The 22,338-nt window shown below is 67.4% G+C and carries 24 protein-coding genes and 1 riboswitch; of the genes, 9 read left to right on the plus strand and 15 right to left on the minus strand.

What is annotated here, in order from left to right; translation table 11 throughout:
- Positions 1-42: 42 nt before the first annotated feature.
- Complete coding sequence (gene ubiG, locus ABE454_RS13710) at positions 43-861, plus strand: bifunctional 2-polyprenyl-6-hydroxyphenol methylase/3-demethylubiquinol 3-O-methyltransferase UbiG (protein ID WP_346532500.1); 819 nt, start codon at positions 43-45, stop codon at positions 859-861.
- Positions 858-1,403 (plus strand): AAA family ATPase, encoded by a 546-nt coding sequence (locus ABE454_RS13715; protein WP_346532502.1) that lies wholly within the window; start codon positions 858-860, stop codon positions 1,401-1,403. Before ubiG ends, ABE454_RS13715 begins: the two co-directional genes overlap by 4 nt.
- On the opposite strand, the gene ABE454_RS13720 is transcribed toward ABE454_RS13715, so the two are convergent.
- The 7 genes from ABE454_RS13720 to ABE454_RS13750 are packed head-to-tail and all read right to left on the minus strand — an operon-like array spanning position 1,390 to position 5,575.
- On the minus strand, positions 1,390-1,923 hold the full coding sequence (locus tag ABE454_RS13720) for a GNAT family N-acetyltransferase (protein ID WP_346532504.1): 534 nt from the start codon (positions 1,921-1,923) through the stop codon (positions 1,390-1,392). The two genes, ABE454_RS13715 and ABE454_RS13720, sit on opposite strands and share 14 nt — an antisense overlap.
- A complete protein-coding gene (locus ABE454_RS13725; protein WP_346532506.1) occupies positions 1,878-2,345 on the minus strand; it encodes a DUF6265 family protein in 468 nt (155 codons plus the stop codon). Before ABE454_RS13725 ends, ABE454_RS13720 begins: the two co-directional genes overlap by 46 nt.
- 43 nt (positions 2,346-2,388) lie before the next feature.
- Positions 2,389-3,198: an AraC family transcriptional regulator gene (locus ABE454_RS13730; RefSeq protein WP_346532508.1), complete on the minus strand. Its 810-nt coding sequence runs from the start codon at positions 3,196-3,198 to the stop codon at positions 2,389-2,391.
- Between the two features lie 6 nt (positions 3,199-3,204).
- A complete protein-coding gene (locus ABE454_RS13735) occupies positions 3,205-3,639 on the minus strand; it encodes a DUF1178 family protein (RefSeq protein WP_346532510.1) in 435 nt (144 codons plus the stop codon).
- Positions 3,636-4,475, minus strand: coding sequence for a carbon-nitrogen hydrolase family protein (locus tag ABE454_RS13740; protein WP_346532512.1), 840 nt, complete (start codon positions 4,473-4,475; stop codon positions 3,636-3,638). The genes ABE454_RS13735 and ABE454_RS13740 overlap by 4 nt, the downstream gene beginning before the upstream one ends.
- Positions 4,476-4,733: a glutaredoxin 3 gene (grxC, locus tag ABE454_RS13745; RefSeq protein ID WP_346532514.1), complete on the minus strand. Its 258-nt coding sequence runs from the start codon at positions 4,731-4,733 to the stop codon at positions 4,476-4,478.
- 35 nt (positions 4,734-4,768) lie between these two features.
- Positions 4,769-5,575 carry a ComF family protein gene (locus tag ABE454_RS13750; RefSeq protein ID WP_346532516.1) on the minus strand — a complete coding sequence of 269 codons (807 nt, stop codon included), beginning with the start codon at positions 5,573-5,575 and terminating at the stop codon, positions 4,769-4,771.
- Between ABE454_RS13750 and ABE454_RS13755 the strand changes: the two genes are divergently transcribed.
- Positions 5,574-6,470: a methyltransferase domain-containing protein gene (locus ABE454_RS13755; protein WP_346532517.1), complete on the plus strand. Its 897-nt coding sequence runs from the start codon at positions 5,574-5,576 to the stop codon at positions 6,468-6,470. The two genes, ABE454_RS13750 and ABE454_RS13755, sit on opposite strands and share 2 nt — an antisense overlap.
- Positions 6,471-6,472: 2 nt before the next feature.
- Here the strand turns inward: ABE454_RS13755 and ABE454_RS13760 are convergent, their stop codons facing one another.
- Genes ABE454_RS13760 through ABE454_RS13775 form a run of 4 tightly spaced genes read right to left on the minus strand, consistent with a single transcriptional unit; the run spans position 6,473 to position 9,407 of the window.
- Positions 6,473-6,655, minus strand: coding sequence for a Flp family type IVb pilin (locus ABE454_RS13760; protein ID WP_346532518.1), 183 nt, complete (start codon positions 6,653-6,655; stop codon positions 6,473-6,475).
- 27 nt (positions 6,656-6,682) lie between these two features.
- On the minus strand, positions 6,683-7,099 hold the full coding sequence (locus tag ABE454_RS13765; RefSeq protein ID WP_346532520.1) for a (deoxy)nucleoside triphosphate pyrophosphohydrolase: 417 nt from the start codon (positions 7,097-7,099) through the stop codon (positions 6,683-6,685).
- Positions 7,096-8,481: a bifunctional glutamate N-acetyltransferase/amino-acid acetyltransferase ArgJ gene (gene argJ, locus ABE454_RS13770; RefSeq protein ID WP_346532522.1), complete on the minus strand. Its 1,386-nt coding sequence runs from the start codon at positions 8,479-8,481 to the stop codon at positions 7,096-7,098. The genes ABE454_RS13765 and argJ overlap by 4 nt, the downstream gene beginning before the upstream one ends.
- Positions 8,478-9,407: a peptidylprolyl isomerase gene (locus ABE454_RS13775; RefSeq protein ID WP_346532523.1), complete on the minus strand. Its 930-nt coding sequence runs from the start codon at positions 9,405-9,407 to the stop codon at positions 8,478-8,480. The genes argJ and ABE454_RS13775 overlap by 4 nt, the downstream gene beginning before the upstream one ends.
- A gap of 279 nt (positions 9,408-9,686) precedes the next feature.
- On the opposite strand from ABE454_RS13775, the gene secA reads away from it, so the two are divergent.
- Together secA and ABE454_RS13785 are read left to right on the plus strand one after the other, a co-directional pair.
- Positions 9,687-12,539, plus strand: a complete 2,853-nt coding sequence (gene secA / locus ABE454_RS13780) for a preprotein translocase subunit SecA (protein ID WP_346532525.1) — start codon at positions 9,687-9,689, stop codon at positions 12,537-12,539.
- A gap of 229 nt (positions 12,540-12,768) precedes the next feature.
- On the plus strand, positions 12,769-15,624 hold the full coding sequence (locus ABE454_RS13785; protein ID WP_346532527.1) for a M16 family metallopeptidase: 2,856 nt from the start codon (positions 12,769-12,771) through the stop codon (positions 15,622-15,624).
- A 134-nt stretch (positions 15,625-15,758) separates the two neighbouring features.
- Here ABE454_RS13785 and ABE454_RS13790 read toward each other — a convergent pair whose 3' ends face one another.
- From ABE454_RS13790 to ABE454_RS13800, 3 genes are all read right to left on the minus strand, one after another.
- Positions 15,759-16,583: a S1 family peptidase gene (locus ABE454_RS13790; protein ID WP_346532529.1), complete on the minus strand. Its 825-nt coding sequence runs from the start codon at positions 16,581-16,583 to the stop codon at positions 15,759-15,761.
- A 10-nt stretch (positions 16,584-16,593) separates the two neighbouring features.
- Positions 16,594-17,037 (minus strand): DUF350 domain-containing protein, encoded by a 444-nt coding sequence (locus ABE454_RS13795; RefSeq protein ID WP_346532531.1) that lies wholly within the window; start codon positions 17,035-17,037, stop codon positions 16,594-16,596.
- A gap of 121 nt (positions 17,038-17,158) precedes the next feature.
- Positions 17,159-17,485, minus strand: a complete 327-nt coding sequence (locus ABE454_RS13800; protein ID WP_346532533.1) for a metalloregulator ArsR/SmtB family transcription factor — start codon at positions 17,483-17,485, stop codon at positions 17,159-17,161.
- A 115-nt stretch (positions 17,486-17,600) separates the two neighbouring features.
- Between ABE454_RS13800 and ABE454_RS13805 the strand changes: the two genes are divergently transcribed.
- Both ABE454_RS13805 and ABE454_RS13810 read left to right on the plus strand, forming a co-directional pair.
- A complete protein-coding gene (locus ABE454_RS13805) occupies positions 17,601-18,488 on the plus strand; it encodes an acyl-CoA desaturase (RefSeq protein WP_346532535.1) in 888 nt (295 codons plus the stop codon).
- On the plus strand, positions 18,485-18,901 hold the full coding sequence (locus ABE454_RS13810; RefSeq protein ID WP_346532536.1) for a hypothetical protein: 417 nt from the start codon (positions 18,485-18,487) through the stop codon (positions 18,899-18,901). The genes ABE454_RS13805 and ABE454_RS13810 overlap by 4 nt, the downstream gene beginning before the upstream one ends.
- Here ABE454_RS13810 and rlmN read toward each other — a convergent pair.
- A complete protein-coding gene (gene rlmN / locus ABE454_RS13815; RefSeq protein ID WP_346532538.1) occupies positions 18,898-20,073 on the minus strand; it encodes a 23S rRNA (adenine(2503)-C(2))-methyltransferase RlmN in 1,176 nt (391 codons plus the stop codon). The genes ABE454_RS13810 and rlmN overlap by 4 nt on opposite strands.
- Positions 20,074-20,249: 176 nt before the next feature.
- Positions 20,250-20,420, plus strand: a riboswitch (yybP-ykoY riboswitch).
- 12 nt (positions 20,421-20,432) lie between these two features.
- Here rlmN and ABE454_RS13820 point away from each other — a divergent pair.
- The gene (locus ABE454_RS13820) at positions 20,433-21,008 is read left to right on the plus strand and encodes a manganese efflux pump MntP (protein ID WP_346532539.1); all 576 of its coding nucleotides are present in this window, start codon (positions 20,433-20,435) and stop codon (positions 21,006-21,008) included.
- 95 nt (positions 21,009-21,103) lie between these two features.
- Positions 21,104-21,331 carry a hypothetical protein gene (locus ABE454_RS13825; RefSeq protein ID WP_346532541.1) on the plus strand — a complete coding sequence of 76 codons (228 nt, stop codon included), beginning with the start codon at positions 21,104-21,106 and terminating at the stop codon, positions 21,329-21,331.
- Positions 21,332-22,338 lie beyond the last annotated feature (1,007 nt).

The raw sequence follows: 22,338 nt of genomic DNA on the forward strand, positions 1-22,338 counted from the left end.
CCCTGCTTGCATGGCGGGCGAAGGCGGTCCATGCCTCTGCCCATGCCCGCTTCTAACGACAGCCTTGATCCGCGCAAACCCCAAAGCGAAGAGGGTTTTTCACCCTTTGCTACCGATCGTGCCGAAGGGCCCAGCATCGACCCGGCCGATGTGGCGCGCTTTTCGGCCCAGGCGGCTGAATGGTGGGATCCGAAAGGCCCCTTCGCCCCCCTGCACCGCTTCAATCCCGCGCGGCTGAAATTCGTGCGCGACCGGGCGGCGGAACACTTCGACCGCGATGTGCGCGCGCGTGCGCCCTTCAGCGGCCTTAGCCTGATCGACATCGGCTGCGGCGGCGGCCTGATCGCCGAGCCAATGCGGCGCATGGGCTTTGACGTCACCGCCATCGACGCCTCGTCCGAGAACATCGGCACCGCCCGCGCCCACGCCGATCAGGTCGGGCTGGACATCGCCTATCGCGCCGCCACGGTGGAGCAGATGGTCGAAGCGGGCGCCGGGCCGTTCGATGTCGTGCTGACGATGGAGGTCATCGAACACGTCGCCGATCCGGAGGCCTTCATCCGCGCCTGCTCGAAGCTGATCAAGCCGGGCGGCCTGATGATCGTCGCCACCCTGAACCGCACGCTGAAGGGGCTGCTGCTGGGCAAGGTCGCGGCGGAATATGTGCTGCGCTGGGTGCCGGCCGGCACCCACGACTGGCGCCAGTTCCTCAAGCCCGACGAACTGCGCGCCATGCTGGACGGCGAGCCTCTGACCGTCACCGGCCCCTATGGTCTGGCCTATGACCCGCTGAACGACCGCTGGAGCGAGGGCGACGACGTGGGCATCAACTATATGATGATGGCGACCCGCGACGCATGATCGGCCCGCGCCGCATCGTCCTGACCGGCGGTCCCGGATCGGGCAAGACGACGCTGCTGGAGGCGCTGTCGGCGGCAGGCCATGCGACCTCGCCCGAGGCCGGGCGCGCCATCATCCGCCGCCAGCAGGCGATCGACGGCGAAGCCCTGCCGTGGAAGGACCGGGCCCTGTTCGCCGAACTGATGCTGGACCGCGAACTTGAGGCCCACGCCCGCGCCGAAAGCGCCGCCGGGCCGGTCTTCTTCGATCGCGGCGTGCCGGACGTGGTCGGATACCTGACGCTGTGCGGCCTGCCGGTCCCGGCCCATATGGAGCGGGCGGCGCAGGATGTCCGCTATGACCGGCGCGTCTTCATCGCCCCGGTCTGGCCCGAGATCTTCGGCCAGGACGCCGAGCGCAAACAGGATCTGGACGAGGCCCGCCGCACCTTCGACGCCATGGCCGCCGTCTATCCGCGCTTCGGCTATGAGCTGATCGAACTGCCCAAAGCGCCCGTGTCCGAGCGCCTCGACTTCGTGCTGAAGACGCTTACAGCGGCCTGACCATATAGCGGGCGTCGTCGCCATAGCTGGCCAGCTTCTCGGCCATGCCCGGCGGGTTCTGAATCTCGAAACCGTTGCGCGCCCAGAAGCTTGATGCGTCGTTGACCGCCACCAGCGCCACGGCCGGCCAGCCTGCGTCCTTCGCCTCCTGCGCCACGCGCTCGACCACCGGCCGGGTGAAGCCGCCGCCGCGCGTGTCGGGGTGCAGGGCTAGGTCGTGCAGATAGACCACCTCGGCCTCAGCCGGGATGGCGTCGATCAGCACATTCAGCGCCGGGGCCGCATTCAGCTTCCAGGGATAGGCGACCAGATAGCCCATGATCGTTCCGTCCTGCGCCGCCAGGACGAAACATCCCTGCGGATAGAGGTCCAGACGGTTGGCGAAACAGGCGCGCTCTTCGGGATGATCGGGAAAGGACACATGGGCCACCGCCACCACGCCATCGAGGTCGCCCGGCGTCATGGCCCGCCAGCTCAGTTCGGACAGCGGGCGTTCAGCTCCGCCCTGTTGAATCGCCATTGCACGCTCCGGTTCTCGTCATCGTCCGCCCCTTCGATCCGGGCGGTCAGTATTTCCCCCGTGCGCTCATAGATGATGCGGTGCGGAAAGTCGTTGCCCGGATTGGCGAAAACCGCCCGCTGCGGGCCGCTGTCGATCAGGCGGAAGGGTGTTGCGGGCGCGCCATCGGGCTGGGCGAAATAGGCCAGACCGCCATCTTTCCGAGGGGCGATGCGCGCGCTCTCGAAGCCGCTGCGGCCATTGCGCACAGTCACCGAGTGGCCGACGATCAGTCCCGCGCGCGGGTCGCTCCAGGTCTCGGACGCCTCGCGCCCGCCGGAACAGTCCAGCCAGTAGCCCGCCAACCATGACAGGTCGGCCGCAGGCGACACGGGCGCGGCGGTCTGCAACAGGGCGGCGGCCAGCAGGCTGGAAACGGACATGGGTTCTTCCCTCCTCAAGGACGGAAGGAAGGTTACGCCGCACTCACGGCGCGGGCTTGTAGGAATGCGACGCCAGCTGTCGCGCCAGTTCCGCCTGTTCGCGCGCCCAGGCGGTGGCGGTGCAGCCCAGGAAACGGCGGAAATCGCGCGCCATCTGCGGCTGGTCGAAATAACCTGCGGCCAGACCCGCCTCCAGCCAGGACGCGGCGTCGGCGTCCTGGCCCATCGCGTGATCGAAGATGCGGCGGAAGCGGAAGACCGAGCGCAGGGTGCGCGACGCCACGCCGACGCGGTCGCGGAACCGGCGCTGCAGGGCGCGGCGTTCGGCCGAGTTCAGGAGCGGCCCCTCAAGATCGCCCTCGGCGGCGGCGACCTGGGCGCGGACGGCGGGGTCGATGCGCCAGTCGCCCGCCCGGCGCTGATCCTGCAGCCAAGCGCCCAGGGCGGCGGCCTGCCCCGCCGGATCGCCGGGCGGCGCCGTGAAGCCGTCCAGCCGGGCCACGAGGTCCAGCCGCCGATCCGTCGCCTCGATCAGCGGGCGGCCGAGAAATTCCCGCGCGCCGTCCGGCTCGAACTTGGCGGCGACGATCTCGACCGGACCGACCGGGCGGATGGCCATCGGCCGAGTCATCTGACCAGCGAAGATCACCGGCGGCTGAAGACGGAAAACACCGTCGACGTCCTGTTCTTCATAGGGGGCGGCCAGATCGACCACCAGCTCGGGACAGCCGTCCGGCGCGATGCGCTGCACCCCGCCGCTGGGGCGCGGCGCGGCGTAGGTCCACAGCAGACGCACGAAGGGCCGCAAGGCGTCAGGCGGGGCGAATTCCTTGTAACGCTCCCCCTGCCCCATCTGCGGTCAGTTCGCCTTCTTGGGATCGGGCGGCAGGCTGGGCAGGGGGGCGCAGGGCACGCCGTCGTCCTTCAGCTTCTTCACCTCGGCGGCCGTGGCCTCGCCGTAGATTTCGCGCTTTTCGCTGCGGCCTTCGTGGATGTCGCGGGCCTCGCGGGCGAAGGCGTCGCCGACATAGTCGAAGTTCTGCTCGACGTGATCGCGCACCTGCTGCGCCGCCTGCATCATCATCGACTGCACCTGCTTCATGGCGTCGGGCAAGGGCGTGGCCTTCTTCGTGCCCGAGACGGCCGGGGCCATCACCTGTTTCCTGACCGTCTTCGAGCCGCAGAATGGGCATTCGACCAGACCGCGCGCCGCCTGATCGTCATAGTCGGAGGATGAGCCGAACCACGCCTCAAAGCCGTGGTCCAGATCGCAGGACAGGGCGTAGCGGATCATTGCGGCGGGTCGAACGGCCGCCCGTTCCGCAGCGACGGGACCGAGGCGCGCGCCTTGTCGACCGCGCTCAGGTCCAGACTGGCGTGCAGGACGCAGGGCTCGTCATGATCGGCCTTGGCGATGATCTCGCCCCACGGCCCGATGACCAGAGAGCGGCCCCAGGTCTGGCGGCCATCCTCATGGGTTCCACCCTGTGCGGGCGCCAGGACGAAGGCCCCCGTTTCGATGGCGCGGGCGCGCAGCAGCGTCTCCCAGTGCGCCTCGCCCGTCGGGCGGGTGAAGGCGGCGGGACCGGCGATCATCACCGCCCCGGCCTGCGCCAGAGCGCGGTGCAGATGGGGGAAGCGCACGTCATAGCAGATGGTCAGGCCCAACCCGCCCCATGGCGTATCGGCGACCACCGCTCCGTCGCCCGGCCGCACCGAGGCGCTCTCGCGATAGGTCTCGCCGTTCGGCAGGTCGACGTCGAAGACATGCAGCTTGTCATAGCGGGCCGTGATCGCCCCGGTCGGGTCGATGAGCAGGGCGCGGTTGGCGGCGCGGCCGTCCGCATCCTGATCCGCGCGCACAATGGCCGAACCGATCAGCAGCCAGACGCCCAGTTCTGCGGCCAGCGCCCGCAGGCCCACGACCGCCGGATCGGCGCCCTCATCCCACAGCGCCTCGTCCCGAAGGCCGCGCCGCTGTTCCAGAAAATTGGTCCCTTCCGGGGTCAGGATGAAACGCGCCCCCTCGGCTGCCGCCTGACGGATCAGGGGCTCGGCATGGGCCAGCCCTGCGGCCGCCGTCGCCGGCGTCCGCGTCTGGATCAGGGCGATGGGAAGGGCGTCCGACACTCAGGCCGCCAGCAGGGCGTCAAGCTCGCCCCTGCGATCCAGAGCATGGATGTCGTCCGAACCGCCGACGTGCTTTCCGTCGATGAAGATCTGCGGGAAGGTGGCCGCGCCGCCCGAGCGCTCGACCATCTCGGCCTTCTTCACCGGGTCGTTGGAGGCGACGATATCCGTATAGGTCGCGCCCTTGCGGTCCAGCAGGGCCAGGGCGCGAATGCAGTAGGGGCAGCCGGGCTTGGTGTAGATGACGACTTCGGCCAAGGGAGACTCCTGAAGGCGAATGGGAAGGTTCCGCTTCATTTAAGCGGTTCGCGCGCATTTTTCACCCTCGCGATGACGGCCAGGTCCACGGCGCGCGCTCCGGCCTCCATCAGGACGCGCGCGCAGGCCTCGGCGGTGGCGCCCGTGGTCAGCACATCGTCGATCAGCAGCAGGCGCCGCCCCTTGATCCGCCGCCGCCCCGCCTCGGTCACGGCGAAGGCCGTTTTGACGTTCAGCCGTCGCCCGCGCGCGGATTTTCCGCCCTGACTGGCGGTCGGCAGGGGCCGGATCAGGGCGTCGGGCAGATAGTCGAGACGCGCCGCGCGGGCCAACGGCCGGGCGATCTCGGCGGCCTGATTGAAACGGCGCGACAACAGGCGGCCGCGGTGCAGGGGCACGGGGACCACGGCGTCAGCCCCTTCGATCAGGGCCGCGGCCGAACGGCTGATCCACCGGGCGAACAGGGGGGCGAACTGCTGCTGGTCGCCGTGCTTGAATTTCAGGATGATCCCGCGCGACGCCTCGTCATAGACGCAGGCCGCCCGCGCCCGCTCGAAGGCGTAAGGGCTGGCCGTGCAGGCCGCGCACCGGTCCGCCGCGAAGTCGCCGCCGTCATATTCGAACGCCGCGCCGCAGCCGTCGCAGACCGGCGCCTCCAGAAAGGCCACCCGGCTCCAGGCGTCGGGCGACAGGCCCGCCGAGGCCGACGCCTCGCGGCTGTCGTGAGCGACGGGCGGCAACAGAATATCCAGCAGGCCCCGGCCCGCATCGCGCGCGCCGGATGCTAAAGGCGAAGTCACGCCTTTTATTCGACCTCGCCAGCCCCCATCCTGAACCGACATGAGCGCCCCCTCTTCCTCCTCCGGTCCCCCGATCATCTTCGACGCCGCCCGCCGCGCCGCGCGCCTGAACCGCGCCGAGCGACGTTTCCCTGACGCCGACTTCCTGCACCTGCGCGCCGCAGACAATGCAGTGAACAGTCTAGAGGTGATCCTGCGCGAGTTTCAGACGCCCGTCGACCTGTCGCCGCACCCCGGCGTCTTCGCCCGCGCCCTGGCCGACAGCCCGGCGCGCGAACGGGTGGCCCAGGTCCGCGCCGTCGGCTCGGCGGCCGAGCGCGCCGCGCCTGGCGCCGGACCGCTGGGGCTGGAGGACGGATCGGCCGATCTGATCGTCAACCTGCTGGGCCTGCACTGGGCCAACGACCTGCCCGGCGCGCTGAGCCAGATCCGCCGCGCGCTGAAGCCCGACGGCCTGTTCGTCGCCAGCCTGTTCGGGGCCGCGACGCTGAAAGAGCTGCGCGGCGTGCTGACCGAGGCGGAGCTGGAAGTGAATGGCGGAGCGCAGGCGCGCGTTTCGCCCTTCGCCGACGGCTTCGACGGCGCGGCCCTGCTGCAACGGGCCGGGTTCGCCCTGCCGGTGACGGATGTGGACCGGGTGACGGTGCGCTATGGCGACCCTTTCGCCCTGATGCGCGACCTGCGGGCGATGGGCGAGACGAACGTGCTGGCCGGGCCCATCCGGCCGCTCAACCGCGCCGTGCTGGCCCGCGCGGCCCAGCTTTACGCCGAACGCCACGCCGAGGCGGACGGACGCATCCCCGCCACCTTTGAAATGGTGCACCTGGCCGGATGGGCGCCGCACGACAGCCAGCAGAAGCCCGCCAAGCGCGGCTCGGCCAAGACCCGTCTCGCCGACGCTCTGGGCGTCCGCGAACAGACCGGCGAAGAGGGCTGAGGTCAGGCCCCGTCGATCGCCGCGCTGATGGTGGTCGAGATGTAGTTGTACATGGCGCTCGACTCTGCGGCGAACGCGGTCACGGCCAGAATGATGGCCAGAAAGATCAGGGCGCAGATCAGGCCGTATTCAATGGCCGTGGCGCCGCCTTCGTCGCGGAGGAACCGGTAGATGAAACCCTTCACGTCCGGCCCTCCCCTGTCGTCGGCCCGTCAGAGCAGATCGCGCAACCAGGCGATCAGCGGTTCGTCGGCCGGAGGCATGGGATAGGCCGACAGCTTGTCCGGCTTCACCCAGGCCAGACCCGCGTGCTCGCGCGCCTCGACCACGCCGGACCAGCGCCGGCACAGGTAGAGTGGCATCAACAGATGAAAGGATTCGTAAGCGTGACTGGTAAACACGAAGGGGGCGAGACAGGCCTCCTTCACGTCGATGCCCAGTTCTTCCTTCAGCTCACGGATCAGGGCGGCTTCGGGCCGCTCGCCCGGCTCGACCTTGCCGCCGGGAAACTCCCACAGGCCCGCCAGTTGCTTGCCCTCGGGCCGTTTGGCGATCAGCACGCGGCCGTCCGGGTCGATCAGGACGGCGGCGACAACCAGGACGGTGGGAACGGCGGGCGTCTCGCTCACGAGCGGTAGTCCCCGTTGATCTCAATGTAGCGTTTGGTCAGGTCGCAGGTCCACACCGTCGCCGCGGCCCGGCCCGAGGCGACATGGACGGTGATGTCGATCTCGGGGTTCTTCATATAGGCGCTCATGACCGCCTCGTCGTAGGTCGGCGAGGGTGCGCCGTCGACGGCGGCGACGTGCGGACCGAAGCGGATGGCCAGACGGTCGCGGTCGACCGCCTCCTCGGTCTTGCCCACGGCCATGACAATGCGGCCCCAGTTGGCGTCCTCGCCCGCGATGGCGGTCTTGACCAGAGGGCTGTCGGCGATCGACTTGGCCAGTTTGCGCGCCGAGGCGGGCGAAGCGGCGCCCTCCACCGTCACCTTGACGAATTTGGTCGCGCCCTCGCCGTCCTTCACCAGCTGGTGGGCCAGATCGAGCATGACGTCGTCCAGCGCCGCCGAGAACTCCTTCAGGCGGCGGTCGCCGACGCGGCCGATGCGCGGCGCGCCGGACGCCCCCGTGGCGAACAGCAGCGCCGTGTCATTGGTCGAGGTGTCGCCGTCCACCGTCACCGAGTTGAAGGTGGTGCGGACGTGCAGGTTCAGCAGGGCCTTCAGCACCGGCGGGGCGATGTCGGCGTCGGTGACGATGAAGGCCAGCATGGTCGCCATGTCCGGCGCGATCATGCCCGAGCCCTTGGCGATGCCGGCGATGCGGACCTTGACGCCTTCGATCTCGCACTCGGCGTAAGACCCCTTGGGGAAGGTGTCCGTGGTCATGATGCCCAGACCGGCCTGCGCCCAGTTGTCAGCCTTCAGACCGGCTTCGACATCGGACAGGCGGGCGGTGATCTTCTTGTCGTCCAGCACCACGCCGATGACGCCGGTCGAGGCCAGCATGACGTCGCGCTGGCGACAGTCGAAGCGTTTGGCGATTTCAGAGGCCGTACGCCGCGCGGCGTCGGCGCCGGCCTTGCCGGTGAAGGCGTTGGCGCAACCGGCGTTGACGACCAGGGCCTTGACCCCCTCGCCGCCCTTGTCGGCGTCCAGATGACGCTTGCACCAGTCGACCGGGGCCGAGCCGACCTTGTGCCGGGTGAAGACGCCCGCGCAGGACGCGCCCTGCGGAAAGCGGAAGACCACCAGATCGTCGCGCTCGTGCTTGTAGAAGCCCGCGCGCGCCGTCGCGATCTCGACCCCTCCGATGGGCGGAATGGCCGGGAAAGGCACGGCCAGCGGCGAGATCATCAGGCCCGGCTTGCCCGGCGCGGCGTCCGTCTTTGCAGGCGACGCCGACTGGGTCGCGCGTTTCAGCGCCGAGGCCAGCGGATCCAGCGCCTTTTCAAGGGCGGTTTCAATCATCTTGCCGGTCGAGGCGGACTTGGAAGGCGGCTGGCTCATGAAGCTTTTCCGGCAGGGGGAGGAGCGGAGTTTTGAAGGGCGGGCGCGGCGGCGGCGGGCGCCTTGGGGGCCTTGGGGTCATCCAGCGTGATCTCGACGCTGGCCTTGCCGCGCAGTTGTTCAAGCAGCTGCCGCACGCCTTCATAGGTCAGATAGCGCACGATCTGCGGCCGCGCCTGTTCCAGCGTCGGCGGCGTCTCGATGCGGCGATCCTCGATCTTCAGCACGGCCCAGCCAGTTCCCGTCTCGACCGGACCGACGACCTGCCCCGGCGCCTTGCCCAGCAGGGCCGCCGCATAGGGGGCGGGCAGGACGTCCAGCGTCGAATAGCCCAGATCGCCGCCGGAATAGCGTGTGGCCTCGTCGATGGAGCGCTGTACGGCCACAGCCTCGAACGCCGCGCCCTGACCCAGCACGCCCAGAACGGCGTCGGCCTGCTCCTTGGTCGGAGCCAGGATCAGGCGCACCCGCACCTCTTCGGTGGCGCGGGCCAGTCGCTGCTGCTCATTATAAAGGCGCTCAACCGCCTGTTCGGAGACGGCGCCGGACACCACCTTCTCGACCAGCATGTCGCCCAGAATGCGTTCGCGCACGGCCTCCAGACGGCGCTGGGCCGCGGGGCTGGAATCAAGGCCGCGACGCGAGGCCTCGGCCGCCAGCAGCTTCTGATCGACCACCTCGTCCATTACCCGGCGGAACAGTTCGGATGAAGCGTCCAGCGGATCATCCTCGCCGATCAGACCCTGCGCCACCGCCTCGCGGCGCACGTCCGAGGCCCAGACGGCGCGGTCGTTGACGCGGGCCACGACGCGGTCGTCCTTTTCCGGCGCAGCCTCGTCCGCCCCGCGCCCGCAGGCGGCCACGCCCAGCGCCAGACCGGCGACGGCGACCAGAAACAGGCTGTGGAGGGGACGCCGCGCTCGCATCGGACGCTCCGGGCAAGGGTCTGTGGGCAGGCCGCCGTGGCGACCGTTCGCGCCTGAAACGCTGCGGCTTAAAAAGCCCCTCGCGTTGACAGGGGTAAGGCCGGTGCTTAAGTCCCGCCTGCGCCCAAGTCGAGGGGTTTTCGATCGTCTGCGCGGCCCTTCGCGCGCCCTCATCAGCAGGGAAGGCCGGGGGCCGGCGTGATCGCGGCCTTATCGACCGGGCGGAAACCTGTCTTTCTCAGAGCCTTCAGCCGCTCGACCGCCTGACCCGGATCGCCCATGCTCGGCTTCGCCAAGAAACTCCTCGGTTCCTCCAACGACCGCAAGGTCAAGGCCTTCATGGGCCAGGTCGAGAAGATCAACGCCCTTGAATCCAAGTTCGAGGCCTTCTCGGACGACGAACTGCGCATGATGACGCAGACCTTCCGGGACCGCATCGAAGGCGGCGAAAGTCTGGACAAGCTGCAGAACGAAGCCTTCGCCGTGGTGCGCGAGGCCTCCAAGCGCGTGCTGGGCCAGCGTCAGTACGACGTGCAGATGACCGGCGGCATGATCCTGCATGAAGGCGGCATCGCTGAAATGCGCACCGGTGAGGGCAAGACCCTGGTCGCCGTGGCCCCGGTCTATCTGAACGCCCTGACGGGCAAGGGCGTCCACGTCGTCACCGTCAACGACTATCTGGCCCGCCGCGACGCGGAGCAGATGGGCAGGGTCTATCGCTTCCTGGGCCTTGAGGTCGGCGTCATCGTCAACGGCCTGTCGCAGGGCCAGCGCCAGATGGCCTACAACGCCGACATCACCTACGGCACCAACAACGAATTCGGCTTCGACTATCTGCGCGACAACCTGGTCTACGACCGTCGCGAGATGGTGCAGCGCGGCCACCACTTCGCCATCGTCGACGAAGTCGACTCCATCCTGATCGACGAGGCGCGCACGCCGCTGATCATCTCGGGCCCGACCGAGGACCGTTCGGACCTCTACAAGGTGCTGGACGCTCTGGTGAAGGAACTGGTCAAGGACAAGGACACCTACGACCTCGACGAGAAGCAGCGTCAGGCCCTGCTGACCGAGCTGGGCTCGGAGCGGATGGAGCAGATGCTTCAGGAAGCCGGCCACTTCGCCGAGGACACCGTCGACCTGTATGACCCGGCCAACGTCAGCCTGGTCCACCACACCAATCAGGCCCTGCGCGCCAACACGCTGTACACGCGCGACAAGGACTACATCATCAAGGACGGCGAGATCGTCCTGATCGATGAATACACCGGCCGCATGATGACGGGCCGTCGCCTGTCCGAAGGTCTTCACCAGGCCATCGAGGCCAAGGAAGACGTCAAGATCATGCCCGAGAACCAGACCCTGGCCTCGGTGACGATCCAGAACTATTTCCGCCTCTACGAAAAGCTGTCCGGCATGACCGGCACGGCCGCCACCGAGGCCCAGGAATTCCTCGACATCTACAAGATGGACGTCCTGGAAGTGCCGACCAACCGTCCGATCCAGCGCAAGGATTACGACGACGAAGTCTATCGCACCTTCAAGGAAAAGAACGCCGCCATCGCCGCCCAGATCGCGGAATGCCACGTTCGCGGCCAGCCGATCCTGGTCGGCACCGTCTCGATCGAGAACTCCGAAGAACTGTCCGAAGTCCTGAAGACCTACAGCTACAAGGTCGAGCGCTCGCGCACCCTCAAGCGCGAATATGCGGGCCGCGAAAAGGAAGCGCAGAAGGTCGGCGACGACGCCTATGACATCGAATACGCCACCGGCCGCGGCATTCCGCACAACGTCCTGAACGCGCGCCAGCACGAGCAGGAAGCCTATATCGTCGCCGACGCCGGTCTGCCGGGCGCGGTGACCATCGCCACCAACATGGCCGGTCGCGGCACCGACATCCAGCTGGGCGGCAACCTGGAAATGCGCATCCAGCGCTGGACCCAGGAACAGCGCAACATGGCCGTCGAGGTCACGCCCGAAGACCTCGCCGCGAAGGAAGTCGAGTTCAAAGCCGAGATCGCCGCCGCCCGCGAACAGGCCATGGCCGCCGGGGGCCTGTTCGTTCTGGGCACCGAGCGCCACGAGAGCCGCCGCATCGACAACCAGCTGCGCGGCCGGACGGGCCGTCAGGGCGACCCCGGCACCTCGAAATTCTACCTGTCCTGCGAAGACGATCTGCTGCGCATCTTCGCCGGCGACCGTCTGGACAGCATCATGAAGTCCTTCGGCGTGGCCGAGGGCGAGGCCATCAGCCACCCGTGGCTGAACCGCGCCGTCGAAACCGCCCAGAAGCGCGTCGAAGCCCGCAACTACGACATGCGCAAGAACGTGCTGAAGTACGACGATGTCGTGAACGACCAGCGCAAGGCCGTGTTCGAACAGCGTCAGGAGTTCATGGACTCCGAGGACCTGTCGGAACTGGTCGGCGACTTCCGCAACGATGCGATCAACGACCTGGTCGAACGCTATATGCCGCCCAAGGCCTATGCCGAGCAGTGGGACATCGACGGTCTGGACGAGAAGGTGAAGTCCACCCTCGGCCTGGAACTGCCGCTACATGACTGGGCCGCCGAGGAAGGCGTCTCCAACGAAGAGATCGAGGAACGCATCGTCGTCGCCGCCGACGCTCGCGCCGCCGAACGACTGGAGCTGATCGGCGCCGATCAGACCCGCGGCCTCGAAAAGCAGTTCATGCTGCAGATGATCGACATGCAGTGGCGCGAGCATCTGGTCCATCTGGATCACCTGCGCGGCGTCATCGGACTGCGCGGCTACGGCCAGCGCGACCCGCTGAACGAATACAAGACCGAAGCCTTCAACCTGTTCGAGACGCTGCTGCACGACCTGCGCCACAACGTCACGCGCTGGCTGATGACGGTCGAGTTCCAGTTCCAGGCGCCCCCGCCGATGGAAATGCCCGAGTTCCAGGAAATCCACCTGAACCCCGGCACCGGCGAAAACGAAATGCTGAACCCGATGGCCCAGAACCCGGAAGGCATGCTGACCGGCGACGACCGCTCCAGGCTGCCGGTCGAGGCCCTGCCCGTCGGCTGGGAACGCACCAGCCGCAACGGCGACTGCCCCTGCGGCTCGGGCCGGAAGTTCAAGCACTGCCACGGTAGTTTGATCTAAGGCGCGCTGACGCGCGCCAAGCCGTCCCTTACGGCTTGAGTGTCCATGCACTTGAAATATGGCGGGTTCGCAAAAGCGGCCCGCCTTTTTCTTTGGACTCGCTCCGTCGGTTCAGTGGGAAAGGAACCTCCCGCTTCATTACAGCACCGTAAGGTGTGCGGCGGCTCTTCGGCCTGCTAGGTTTTCTGCGCCCGTTTCTTCGAGCGCGGGCGCTGAAAGGCCGTCCGCCATGAAGAATCGCCTGATCCTGACCGTCTGCGCCTCGGCGCTGCTGTTTGGTCTGCCCGCCGTCTCCGCCGCTTCGGCCAAGTCGCCGCCTGCCGCAGCCACCGCTGCTCAGGGCGGGGTCGTGGTGCCGCCGCTGGGCTTCCACAAGCGGGTGCTGGCCAACGGCATGGAGGTCTATACGGCGCGCGACGCCTCGACCTCCAACGTCACGGTTCAGGTCTGGTATCGCGTCGGATCGAAGGACGATCCGGCGGGCCGTTCGGGCTTCGCCCACCTGTTCGAACACCTGCTGTTCAAGGCGACGAAGAACATGCCGTCCGAGACGTTCGACCGTCTGACCGAGGACGTCGGCGGCTTCAACAACGCCTTCACCGCCGACGACGTGACCGCCTATTACGAGGTCGTCCCGGCCAACCACCTGCAGCGCATCCTGTTCGCCGAGGCGGACCGCATGGGTTCGCTGGTCGTCGACGAGGCCAACTTCGTCTCCGAGCGCGACGTGGTGAAGGAGGAATACCGCCAGCGGATTCTGGCCAGCCCCTACGGCCGCCTGTTCGGCCTGTTCGCGCCCGAGACCATCTATCAGGACCACCCCTATCGCCGCCCCGGCATCGGCTCGATCGAGGAACTGGACGCCTCGACCCTGGACGAGGTGCTGCGTTTCCACGCCACCTATTACCGGCCGGACAACGCCATACTGATCGTGGCGGGGAACTTCGATCAGGCGCAGCTGGACGGCTGGGTCGATCAGTATTTCGCCCCGCTGAAGCGGCCGTCGACGCCCATGCCGACCCACAACGTGAAGGAGCCCGAGCCGACCGGCCCGCGCACCGCCACCTATTATGCGCCGAACGTGCCTCTGCCCGCCGTGGCGCTGGCGTGGAACACGGTGGCCTATAAGAGCGCCGACCGTGCGGCCCTGACGGTGCTGGACGGCATCCTGTCGACCGGCGAAAGCAGCCGCCTGTACCGCTCGCTGGTCTATGACAAGCAGATCGCCGCCTCAGCGGGCTCCAACCCCGACTTCGCCCAGCAGGCGGGCAATCTGGCCGCCTACGCCATCATGGCCGACGGCCAGACGGTCGAGACCGGCAAGGCCGCGCTGGAGGCCGAGATCGCACGCCTGCGCGACGAGACTGTCACAGCCGCCGAACTGGCCGAGGCCAAGAACGAGCTGGTCGCCGACGCCCTGCGCGGCCGTGAAAGCATCGACGACCGCGCCACGACGCTGGGCATGGCGCTGATCATGACGGGCGACGCGACCGCCGCCGACCGCGAGATCGCCGAGATTCAGGCCGTCACCGCCGCCGATGTGCAGCGCGTGGCACGTCGCTATCTGACGCCGCAGCGCCAGATCACCATCAACTACCTGCTCGCCGACGACGCCAATGCGCCCAGCGAGCAGAAGAAGAACGTCGACGCCCCCGTCACGGTCGCCGCCCTGGCCCCGGCCGGTCCGGTCGCGGTCCTGCTGCCGGAAGCCGAGCGCGCCCGCCTGCCCCAGCCGGGGGCGGAAGTGTCGCCCGCCACCCCGACCATCGCCGATTTCCGCCTTGATAACGGCCTGCGCGTACTGGTCGCGCCGACGACCGGCCTGCCGCTGGTTTCGGCGCGGCTGAACCTCAACGCCGGTTCGGCCCATGATCCGGCGGGCAAGCCGGGCGTCGCGTCCATGACCGCCGCCCTGCTGACCCAGGGCACGACGACGAAGGACGCGCCGGAAATCGCCACCGCCATCGAACAGCTGGGCGCCAATATCGGCGCGGGCGCGGGCGCCGACTTCACCAATGTCTACGCCAATGCGCCCAAGGATGTGTTCGGCCAGACCCTGACCCTGATGGCCGATCTGGTCCGCAATCCGACCTTCGCCGCCGAGGAGTTGGAGCGCCAGCAGGCCCAGACGCTGGACGGCCTGCGCGTGGCGCTGAGCCAGCCCGGCGCCGTCGCCGGACAGGCGGTCGGCCGCGTGATCTACGGCGCCGCCCCCTATGGCGCGCCGGGTTCGGGCACGGTGAACAGCATCCCCGCCCTGACGCGCGACGATGTGGCGGTGTTCCACTCCGACCGCTTCCGCCCGTCGCAGGCGACGCTGGTCTTCTCGGGCGATGTGACCCCGACCGAGGCCCGGGTTCTGGCGGATGAAGCCTTCGGCGACTGGCGCGACGCCGGTCCCGCCCCGGCCGCCATCGACAAGGCGGGTCAGACGCTGGCTCCGCGCGTCGTCGTCATCGACCAGCCGGGCGCTGGGCAGGCGGCGGTCCTCGCCGCCATCCGCGGCGTCACCCGCACCGACGCCGACTATTTCCCGCTGACGGTCGGCAACACCCTGCTGGGCGGCGGCTATTCCTCGCGGCTGAACCAGAAGATCCGCATCGAGAAAGGCCTGTCCTATGGCGCCGGATCGTCGCTGGGCGCGCGGGCGGATACGGGCGTCTTCACCGCCTCGACCCAGACCAAGAATGAGTCGGCGGCCGAGGTGGTCGATCTGATGCTGGCCGAGATCGGCAAGCTGGGCGACGCCCCGGCGACCGAGGCCGAACTGGCCCCGCGCCGCGCCACCCTGATCGGCGCTTTCGGCCGCTCGCTGGAGACGGTCGACGGGCTGGGCGGGCTGGTCGCCAATTTGGCCCTGTACGACCTGCCGATGAGCGATCTGGCCGACTACGCCGGGCGTGTCCGGGCCGTCACGCCGCAGCAGGTCGAGGCGGCCTTCGCCCAGCACCTGCCGACGGACCGGGCCAGCATCGTCGTGGTCGGCGACGCCTCGAAGTTCATCGACGAACTGCGAGCGAAACATCCGAACGTCGAGGTCATCCCGCTGAACGGGCTCAATCTGGACAGCGCGACGCTGAAGTAAACGAACCTCTCCTCCCCACTCAGTGGGGAGGGGGACCACGAAGTGGTGGAGGGGCTAGGACGGCGGAACCAAGCGGCCCCTCCGTCTCGACGGCTTCGCCGCCGATCCACCTCCCCATTACATGGGGAGAAAAATCACGTCGTCAGACACACCACCTGGGCGACGCGCAGGTCGCGGCGCAGACGGTCGGAGACGGCGCCGTAGTTCTGGGTCGTGACCGCCTGACCCAGCGCGGCCTCATCGGCGCGCTGCTGGGCGCCGACCGCCGGGACGAAGGTGTCCGGCGCCGTGGTGTAGATGCGGCCGCGCCGAGGCGATTCGGCGATGGTGACGCCCAGCACCCGTCCGCGGCGGTCCAGCACCGGCGCGCCCGACAGGCCCGACAGCGTGCCTTTCAGCCCCCGCGTGCGTCCGGCCTCGGCCCAGGCCAGCACCGGCTCGTCATAGGAGCGATGGCCCCTGATCTTCAGCGTCTCGCGGCCGATCAGGCGCGAGGCGACCTCGCCCGGCTGGCCCTGCGGAAAACCGGGGTGAAAGGCGCGCTGACCCTTATAGAGCGGCGCCTCGGCCGCGATCGGCAGGGCGGGCGGCCCGCCGTCGGTCAGCAGCAGCGCCACATCCGCCCGCGCCGCCAGACGGACATCCGCCGCCAGCGCCCGCGTTCTGTCGATCATCAGCGCAGGCCTGCGGCAGCCTTCGACCACGTGGCGGGCGGTGATCCAGCGGCCGTCCCCCGCGATGGAGAAGGCCGTGCCTGAGACCGGCTCATGCTCATCGGACGTGTCGACGGTGACGGACGGATCAAAAGGCGTGATCGGTCCCAGCAAGGGTCCGCTTGAATCATCGACATGGAAATCATGCGGCGCATCGGCCCGCTCGCCCCGGTTCAGCGAAGCGATCAGGATCACCCCGATGACGGCGGCGTAGATCGTCCAGTCGGGAAGGTGGGGAAAGCGCAAGGCCGCCCCCTCAACCCGTCAGTGCGGCCGCCAGGATCAGGGCGGTCGACAGCTTGGCCCCGGCCAGGACCACGGCGGCGGAAATCTCGCCCTTCTCTATCCTCTGCGGCAGGCCGTGCAGCAGGAAGTCGACGACGCGGAAAGCCAGCAGTTGCAGCACCACCGTCGCCACGCCCCAGATGGCGATGTCGCGGATCGAGTTCGACACCGACAGGGACACCGCCAGCGGAATGGCCAGACCGACCAGCACCCCGGCGAAGGCCACGGCGGCGGCGGCGTTGCCCTGACGGATCAGGGCGATCTCGCGCCACGGCGTCAGCAGGGCGTAGACGGCCGCCCCCGCCGCCAGCAGGCCGAAGGTCACGACCAGATGCAGCATCAGGATCGGAAAGCCCGTCGCGAACGCCTGGAGTTCAGGGGTCGACAGAACGCCCGGCAACGACGAGGTCTCCATGACGACGAACCCTAGCCTCCCAGCCTGTAGGGGAACGAAACCAAAACACCCTTGCCCGAAAGCCTGACCGTTCCGCTAGGGCGCCCGCGCCACAGTCGGCGGACAAAGCGTCTGCGCCCGATCAGTTCTCCGGCGCGGCGTCCCGGCGCGCCCGGGCGATTCCGGCGCTGTCCTGCTTCAACGGCCGGGAGACCGGGCAGACCTCCTGAACATAGCTGTTCAGGGTGTTGGCCAGATGATCGCGCACCAGACTGTAGTGCACGAACTGGCCGCGCTTCTCGCTCTGCAACAGGCCGGCTGTTTCAAGCACCGACAGATGCTGGGAAACCGCAGGCTTGGAGATATCGAACTTGGCCGCAATCTCCCCCGCCGTCATTTCGGCATGGGTCAGATAGGCCAGAATCTTGCGCCGAACCGGGCTGGAAAGAGCTTCAAAGACACGTTGCATGAAGGGGCATTCAAGCAATTCGCAGGGGGCTTGCCAAGCATCAAAATTTAGTAATTAAGTTATTACCTAAATATCTTCATTCGAGGTCATGCCCGTGACACACGATCCCTGCGCCGTGAACAGTCTGATTGAGACGCCGGGTTGCGACGCCGTCGCGGGACAGGTGCGATGGGATCCTGTTCCTTCCCTGTGGAATGGCGCCATGCTGGCGGCCACGCTGGCGTTCGGGGCAGCGACGTTCAGCTTCGCCGCCCTTGCCGTCTTCACCCTCCTGACGGCGACGACGCTGCTGCTGGGCCATTCGGTAGGGTTTCATCGCCGTCTGATCCACGGCAGTTTCGAGTGCCCGCTCTGGCTGGAACGGGTCCTGGCGTGGTTCGGCGTCGTCGTGGGCATGAGCGGACCTTTGCGGATGATCCGCACCCATGATCTGCGCGACTGGGCGCAACGTCAGTCGGCGTGCCATGACTATCTGGCGCACCGTCGCCCGATGCTCACCGACGCCGTCTGGCAGATGCACTGCCGCCTGGACCTGCAGCATCCACCCGCCTTCGACCTGGGCCGGATCGCCCGTGATCCCTTCTACCGCTTCCTCGAACGCACATGGATGCTGCAGCAGGCGCCGCTTGCGGCCCTGCTATGGCTGGCGGGCGGCTGGGGTTTCGTCATATGGGGCGTGTGCGCTCGCGTGTCGATCAGCGTGACCGGCCACTGGTTCGTCGGCCATCTGGCCCACAGGCGCGGCCCTCAGACATGGCGGGTTCGCGGCGCCGGCATTCAGGCTCATGACGTGCCCTGGGCCGCCATCCCGACCATGGGCGAGGCCTGGCACAACAACCACCACGCCTTCCCCGGCTCGGCCCGCATCGGCCTCTATCCGGGCCAAAGCGACTGGGGCTTCCGTTTCATCAGCCTGCTGGAACGCCTCGGACTAGCGTGGAACGTACAGACCCCTGAAACCCTGATCGATCGTATCAGAGATATTGAAAAGACCGCCTCATGACCATCTCAGTCTTCACACGATGGATATTTGCGGTGCTGGCGACAACCCTCTTCGCCGCTCTTGCCGTCGCCCTGCAGTGGTTGGCGCTGGCGATCATCAGCACCTTCGCAGGCGACGAAAGCTTAGCCGGATTAGCCATCTTTATAATCCCCACCTCCCTGATACTGGTCCTGCCCTGCTTCCTGATAGGAACGGCCGTGCTGTGCGCGCCGTCAGCATGGGTGCTGAAGCGCCTGAAGCTTGATAGCGCCTGGACTGCCGCCTTGGCCGGAGGGTTGCTGTCCACACTGGGCGGCGCGATTCTCCTGGGCCATGCACTGGGCTTCACGGGACTGGCGTTCGCGGCCGCATTGCCGCTCGCCGGAGCGATCGGGGGTCTGACCTACCGCGAAATGATGCAGAAGCCGCTTTAGGCCGCGTCGGCTTCTTCGCGCTCGGCCTTCAGGCGCGCAGAGGCCCGCAGTTTTTCGCTCTCAGACTTCAGCTGGCCGCAGGCGGCCAGGATGTCGCGGCCGCGCGGGGTTCGGATGGGGCTGGCGTAACCGGCCTTGTTCAGGATGGCGGCGAAGGTCTCGATCGTCTTCCAGTCCGAGCACTGATAGTCCGTGCCAGGCCAGGGGTTAAACGGAATCAGGTTGACCTTGGACGGAATGCCTTCGATCAGCTTGATCAGGGCGCGCGCCTCGGCCGGGCTGTCGTTAACGCCCTTCAGCATGACGTATTCGAACGTCACCCGGCGCGCGTTGGACAGGCCGGGATAGGCGCGGATGGCGGCCATCAGCTGATCCAGCGGATACTTCTTGTTCAGCGGCACCAGCTGGTCGCGCAAGGGGTCGTTGGTGGCGTGCAGGCTGATGGCCAGCATGGCCGCCGTGCGCTCGCCCAGGGCGTTCAGCTGCGGCACGACGCCCGAGGTCGACACGGTGATCCGGCGTCGCGACAGGGCGATGCCTTCGTTGTCGGAGATGATGTCGATGGCGTTGGCGACGTGGCCCAGATTGTAGAGCGGCTCGCCCATGCCCATGAAGACGATGTTCGACAGGCGACGGTCCTCCTTGGGCGAGGGCCACTCGTCCAGATCGTCGCGGGCCACCTGAACCTGAGCCACGATCTCGGCCGTCGCCAGGTTGCGGACCAGCTTCTGCGTGCCTGTGTGGCAGAAGGTGCAGTTCAGGGTGCAGCCGACCTGGGACGAGACGCACAGGGCGCCGGCCCGGCCCACGTCGGGGATGTAGACGGTCTCGATCTCAATGCCCGGCGCCGTGCGGATCAGCCATTTGCGCGTGCCGTCCTTGGACACCTGACGCTCGACGATCTCGGGGCGGGCCAGGGTGAAGGCTTCGGCCAGCTTGGCGCGGGTATCCTTGGCCACGTCGCTCATCAGGGCGAAGTCGGTGACGCCGTAGTGGTGGATCCAGCGCCACACCTGGGAGGCGCGCATCCGGGCCTTCTCCGGCGGACAGATCCCGGCGTCGATCAGGGCCTGGCGCAGTTCGTCGCGCGTCAGACCGCTGAGGTTGACGGGCGTCTTGACCATGCCCTGAACGGGGGCGCTGGCGCGCGAGAGATCGAGCGAAATGCTCAAGGTCGGATGTCCTGCGGCGAAGGGTGAAGCGGCGGCCTTTAGCACAGATGGGAGGTTCTGTCGCCTTTGGCCATGGGGCGGCGGAAACGCAGCCGATTGTCCGCGTCTGGAAACACTAAGTCACCGGCTGCGGCGGGCGCTGTGGTTGATCCATCCGGCGTCGCCCGCTACATCGACCTCCTGTTGGGGAGTAGCTTCCGACATCTCCAGTCGGGGTCGCGTCAACATACTTGCCTTGCGGGGCATGGCGCGATCAGCGGGTGTCCAATCCGCCTAGCGAGACCAGCATGCTGCACCTGCGGGGCCGGCCCGCGCGTGGAGCGTGCTGTCATACGCCCGGCCGAGTTTCAGTTTCCTCCATGATGTCTCCGATCGCCATAGCGGTGCTGTCGATCAGCATGTCCGCCGACGCCTTCGCCGCCGCCATAGGACGCGGCGCCCAACACCGCCCCACCGTGCCGCAGGCCCTGCGTTCAGGACTGGTCTTCGGCGTGGTCGAGGCCGTCACCCCCCTGATCGGCTTCGCCCTGGGCGTCGCCGCCGCTGATTTCGTCGAGGCGGTGGACCACTGGATCGCCTTCGGCCTGCTGGGCGCCGTCGGCCTGAAGATGATCTGGGAGGCGCTGAAACGGGACGAGGCCGAGGCTGACGCCCGCCCCGCCTCGCGCGGCCTGCTGGCCTTGGTCGCCACCGCCGTCGGCACCTCGATCGACGCGGGCGCGGTGGGGGTCGGGCTGGCGCTGTTGAACGCCAACATCTGGCTGATCGCCTTCTGCATCGGCTTCACGACCTTCGCCATGGCGACCATCGGCCTGTTGATCGGCAAGGCCGCCGGAATCCGACTGGGCAGGGTCGCCGAACTGGTCGGCGGTCTGGCGCTGATCGCGCTGGGCTGCAAAATCCTGCTGGAGCATCTGGGCGTGCTGGCGGGCTGAAGCATCGCGCGGCGGCGCCCTTGCGTCACGCCGCCGACTGGCAGACCCTTAATGTCCCGAGGTTTCAACGCCGCACATTGTTGAAGGAGACGCTCATGCGTCTGCCCATTCTGCTTCTCGCCGCCATCAGCGCCCCTCTGACCCTGGGCGCCTGCGCCACCGACCGCAACCTGCCGAGCTATAAGCAGGAAATGGACAAGCTCGACGCCGACTGCGTCGCACGTGGCGGCATCCTTACGCCCAGCGGCATGCAGACAGGCCGCCCACAGGCTGACTATCTGTGCAAGATCACGGGCGCGGCGTCGCGCATTGGAAAGCCCTGAACGGGCCCTCCGCAAAGGGCTTCCTACAAACCGCGAGCTGGTCCATCCGGCTCGTCTGGTTCGCCATCCACATCCCGATCGGGCGGGCGAGAACGCTCCCCCGTAATAGCGCGGTCAATCCCGGTCAGGACCACCGCAAGCGTCACCGCGCCGACAGCGAAAAGGAAAAGAGGCATGTAGAGGAAATGAGCCGCGTCCGTTTTTGTTCAGACCTTGCGCCTGCGCTCTTTCGCCACCCCCAGCGCTCATAGCGCCCGCCTGGCTTTCTGCTCCGAACGATCCCGAAAGCGTTGTGAATAAGGCCCCTTTCGACTGGACAATGTTCACTGATCAAGGGCATGGATTTCGCGGGTATTAAACAGTGTTGGCAGGCACGCAAACATGGCGACATCAACAGCCGTCGTACTTCGCATATCGCACTCCACGCCTGCCGGCGAACCGTATGTCTGGTATGAGTACGCCCTACGTATCGGCGACCGGATCGAGAGACAGGCGCCACATATGATGGCGTCAGCAGACAGCGCCGCCCGTTACGCACGCCAGCATGGACATGAGCCCTGCCCCGACGTCATTGACTTGCGTCTGCCCCCTATCGCGCCGACATCCGGCGACAGTCTCGTTCCCTGACGAACTGCGGCCAGACCAGTCACATCCTTCGATCAGGGATGAACGCTGCGCAAACATCCAACAGGGCCCCATCTGAGACCGCACTCCCGGGGCGTCCGCGCCCCACATGCTATGATGCATTACGTAGCGAAGCTTTGCTTCGATACGCCAGGTGCAAAATTTCAAGAAAATCCGTGGTGGTTGAAGGCGGCTACAGCCGTAGACCCACACTGGAACTTGCTGTGAAGATCTCTGTTTGAGGGCGCATTGCAGCGCACTGCACAATGTCTGCTGTCGACCGAGGCCGTGTAAAAACGTGCTGATCCACGATGAGGCCGAGGTGGCGACGAGGCGCGATGGCCTCAGGCTCGGATCGCGTTCATCAGGGTCTTCGTTCCGAG

It is taken from the genome of Brevundimonas diminuta (assembly GCF_039673845.1).
GTDB classification, from domain to species: Bacteria; Pseudomonadota; Alphaproteobacteria; order Caulobacterales; family Caulobacteraceae; genus Brevundimonas; species Brevundimonas diminuta_E.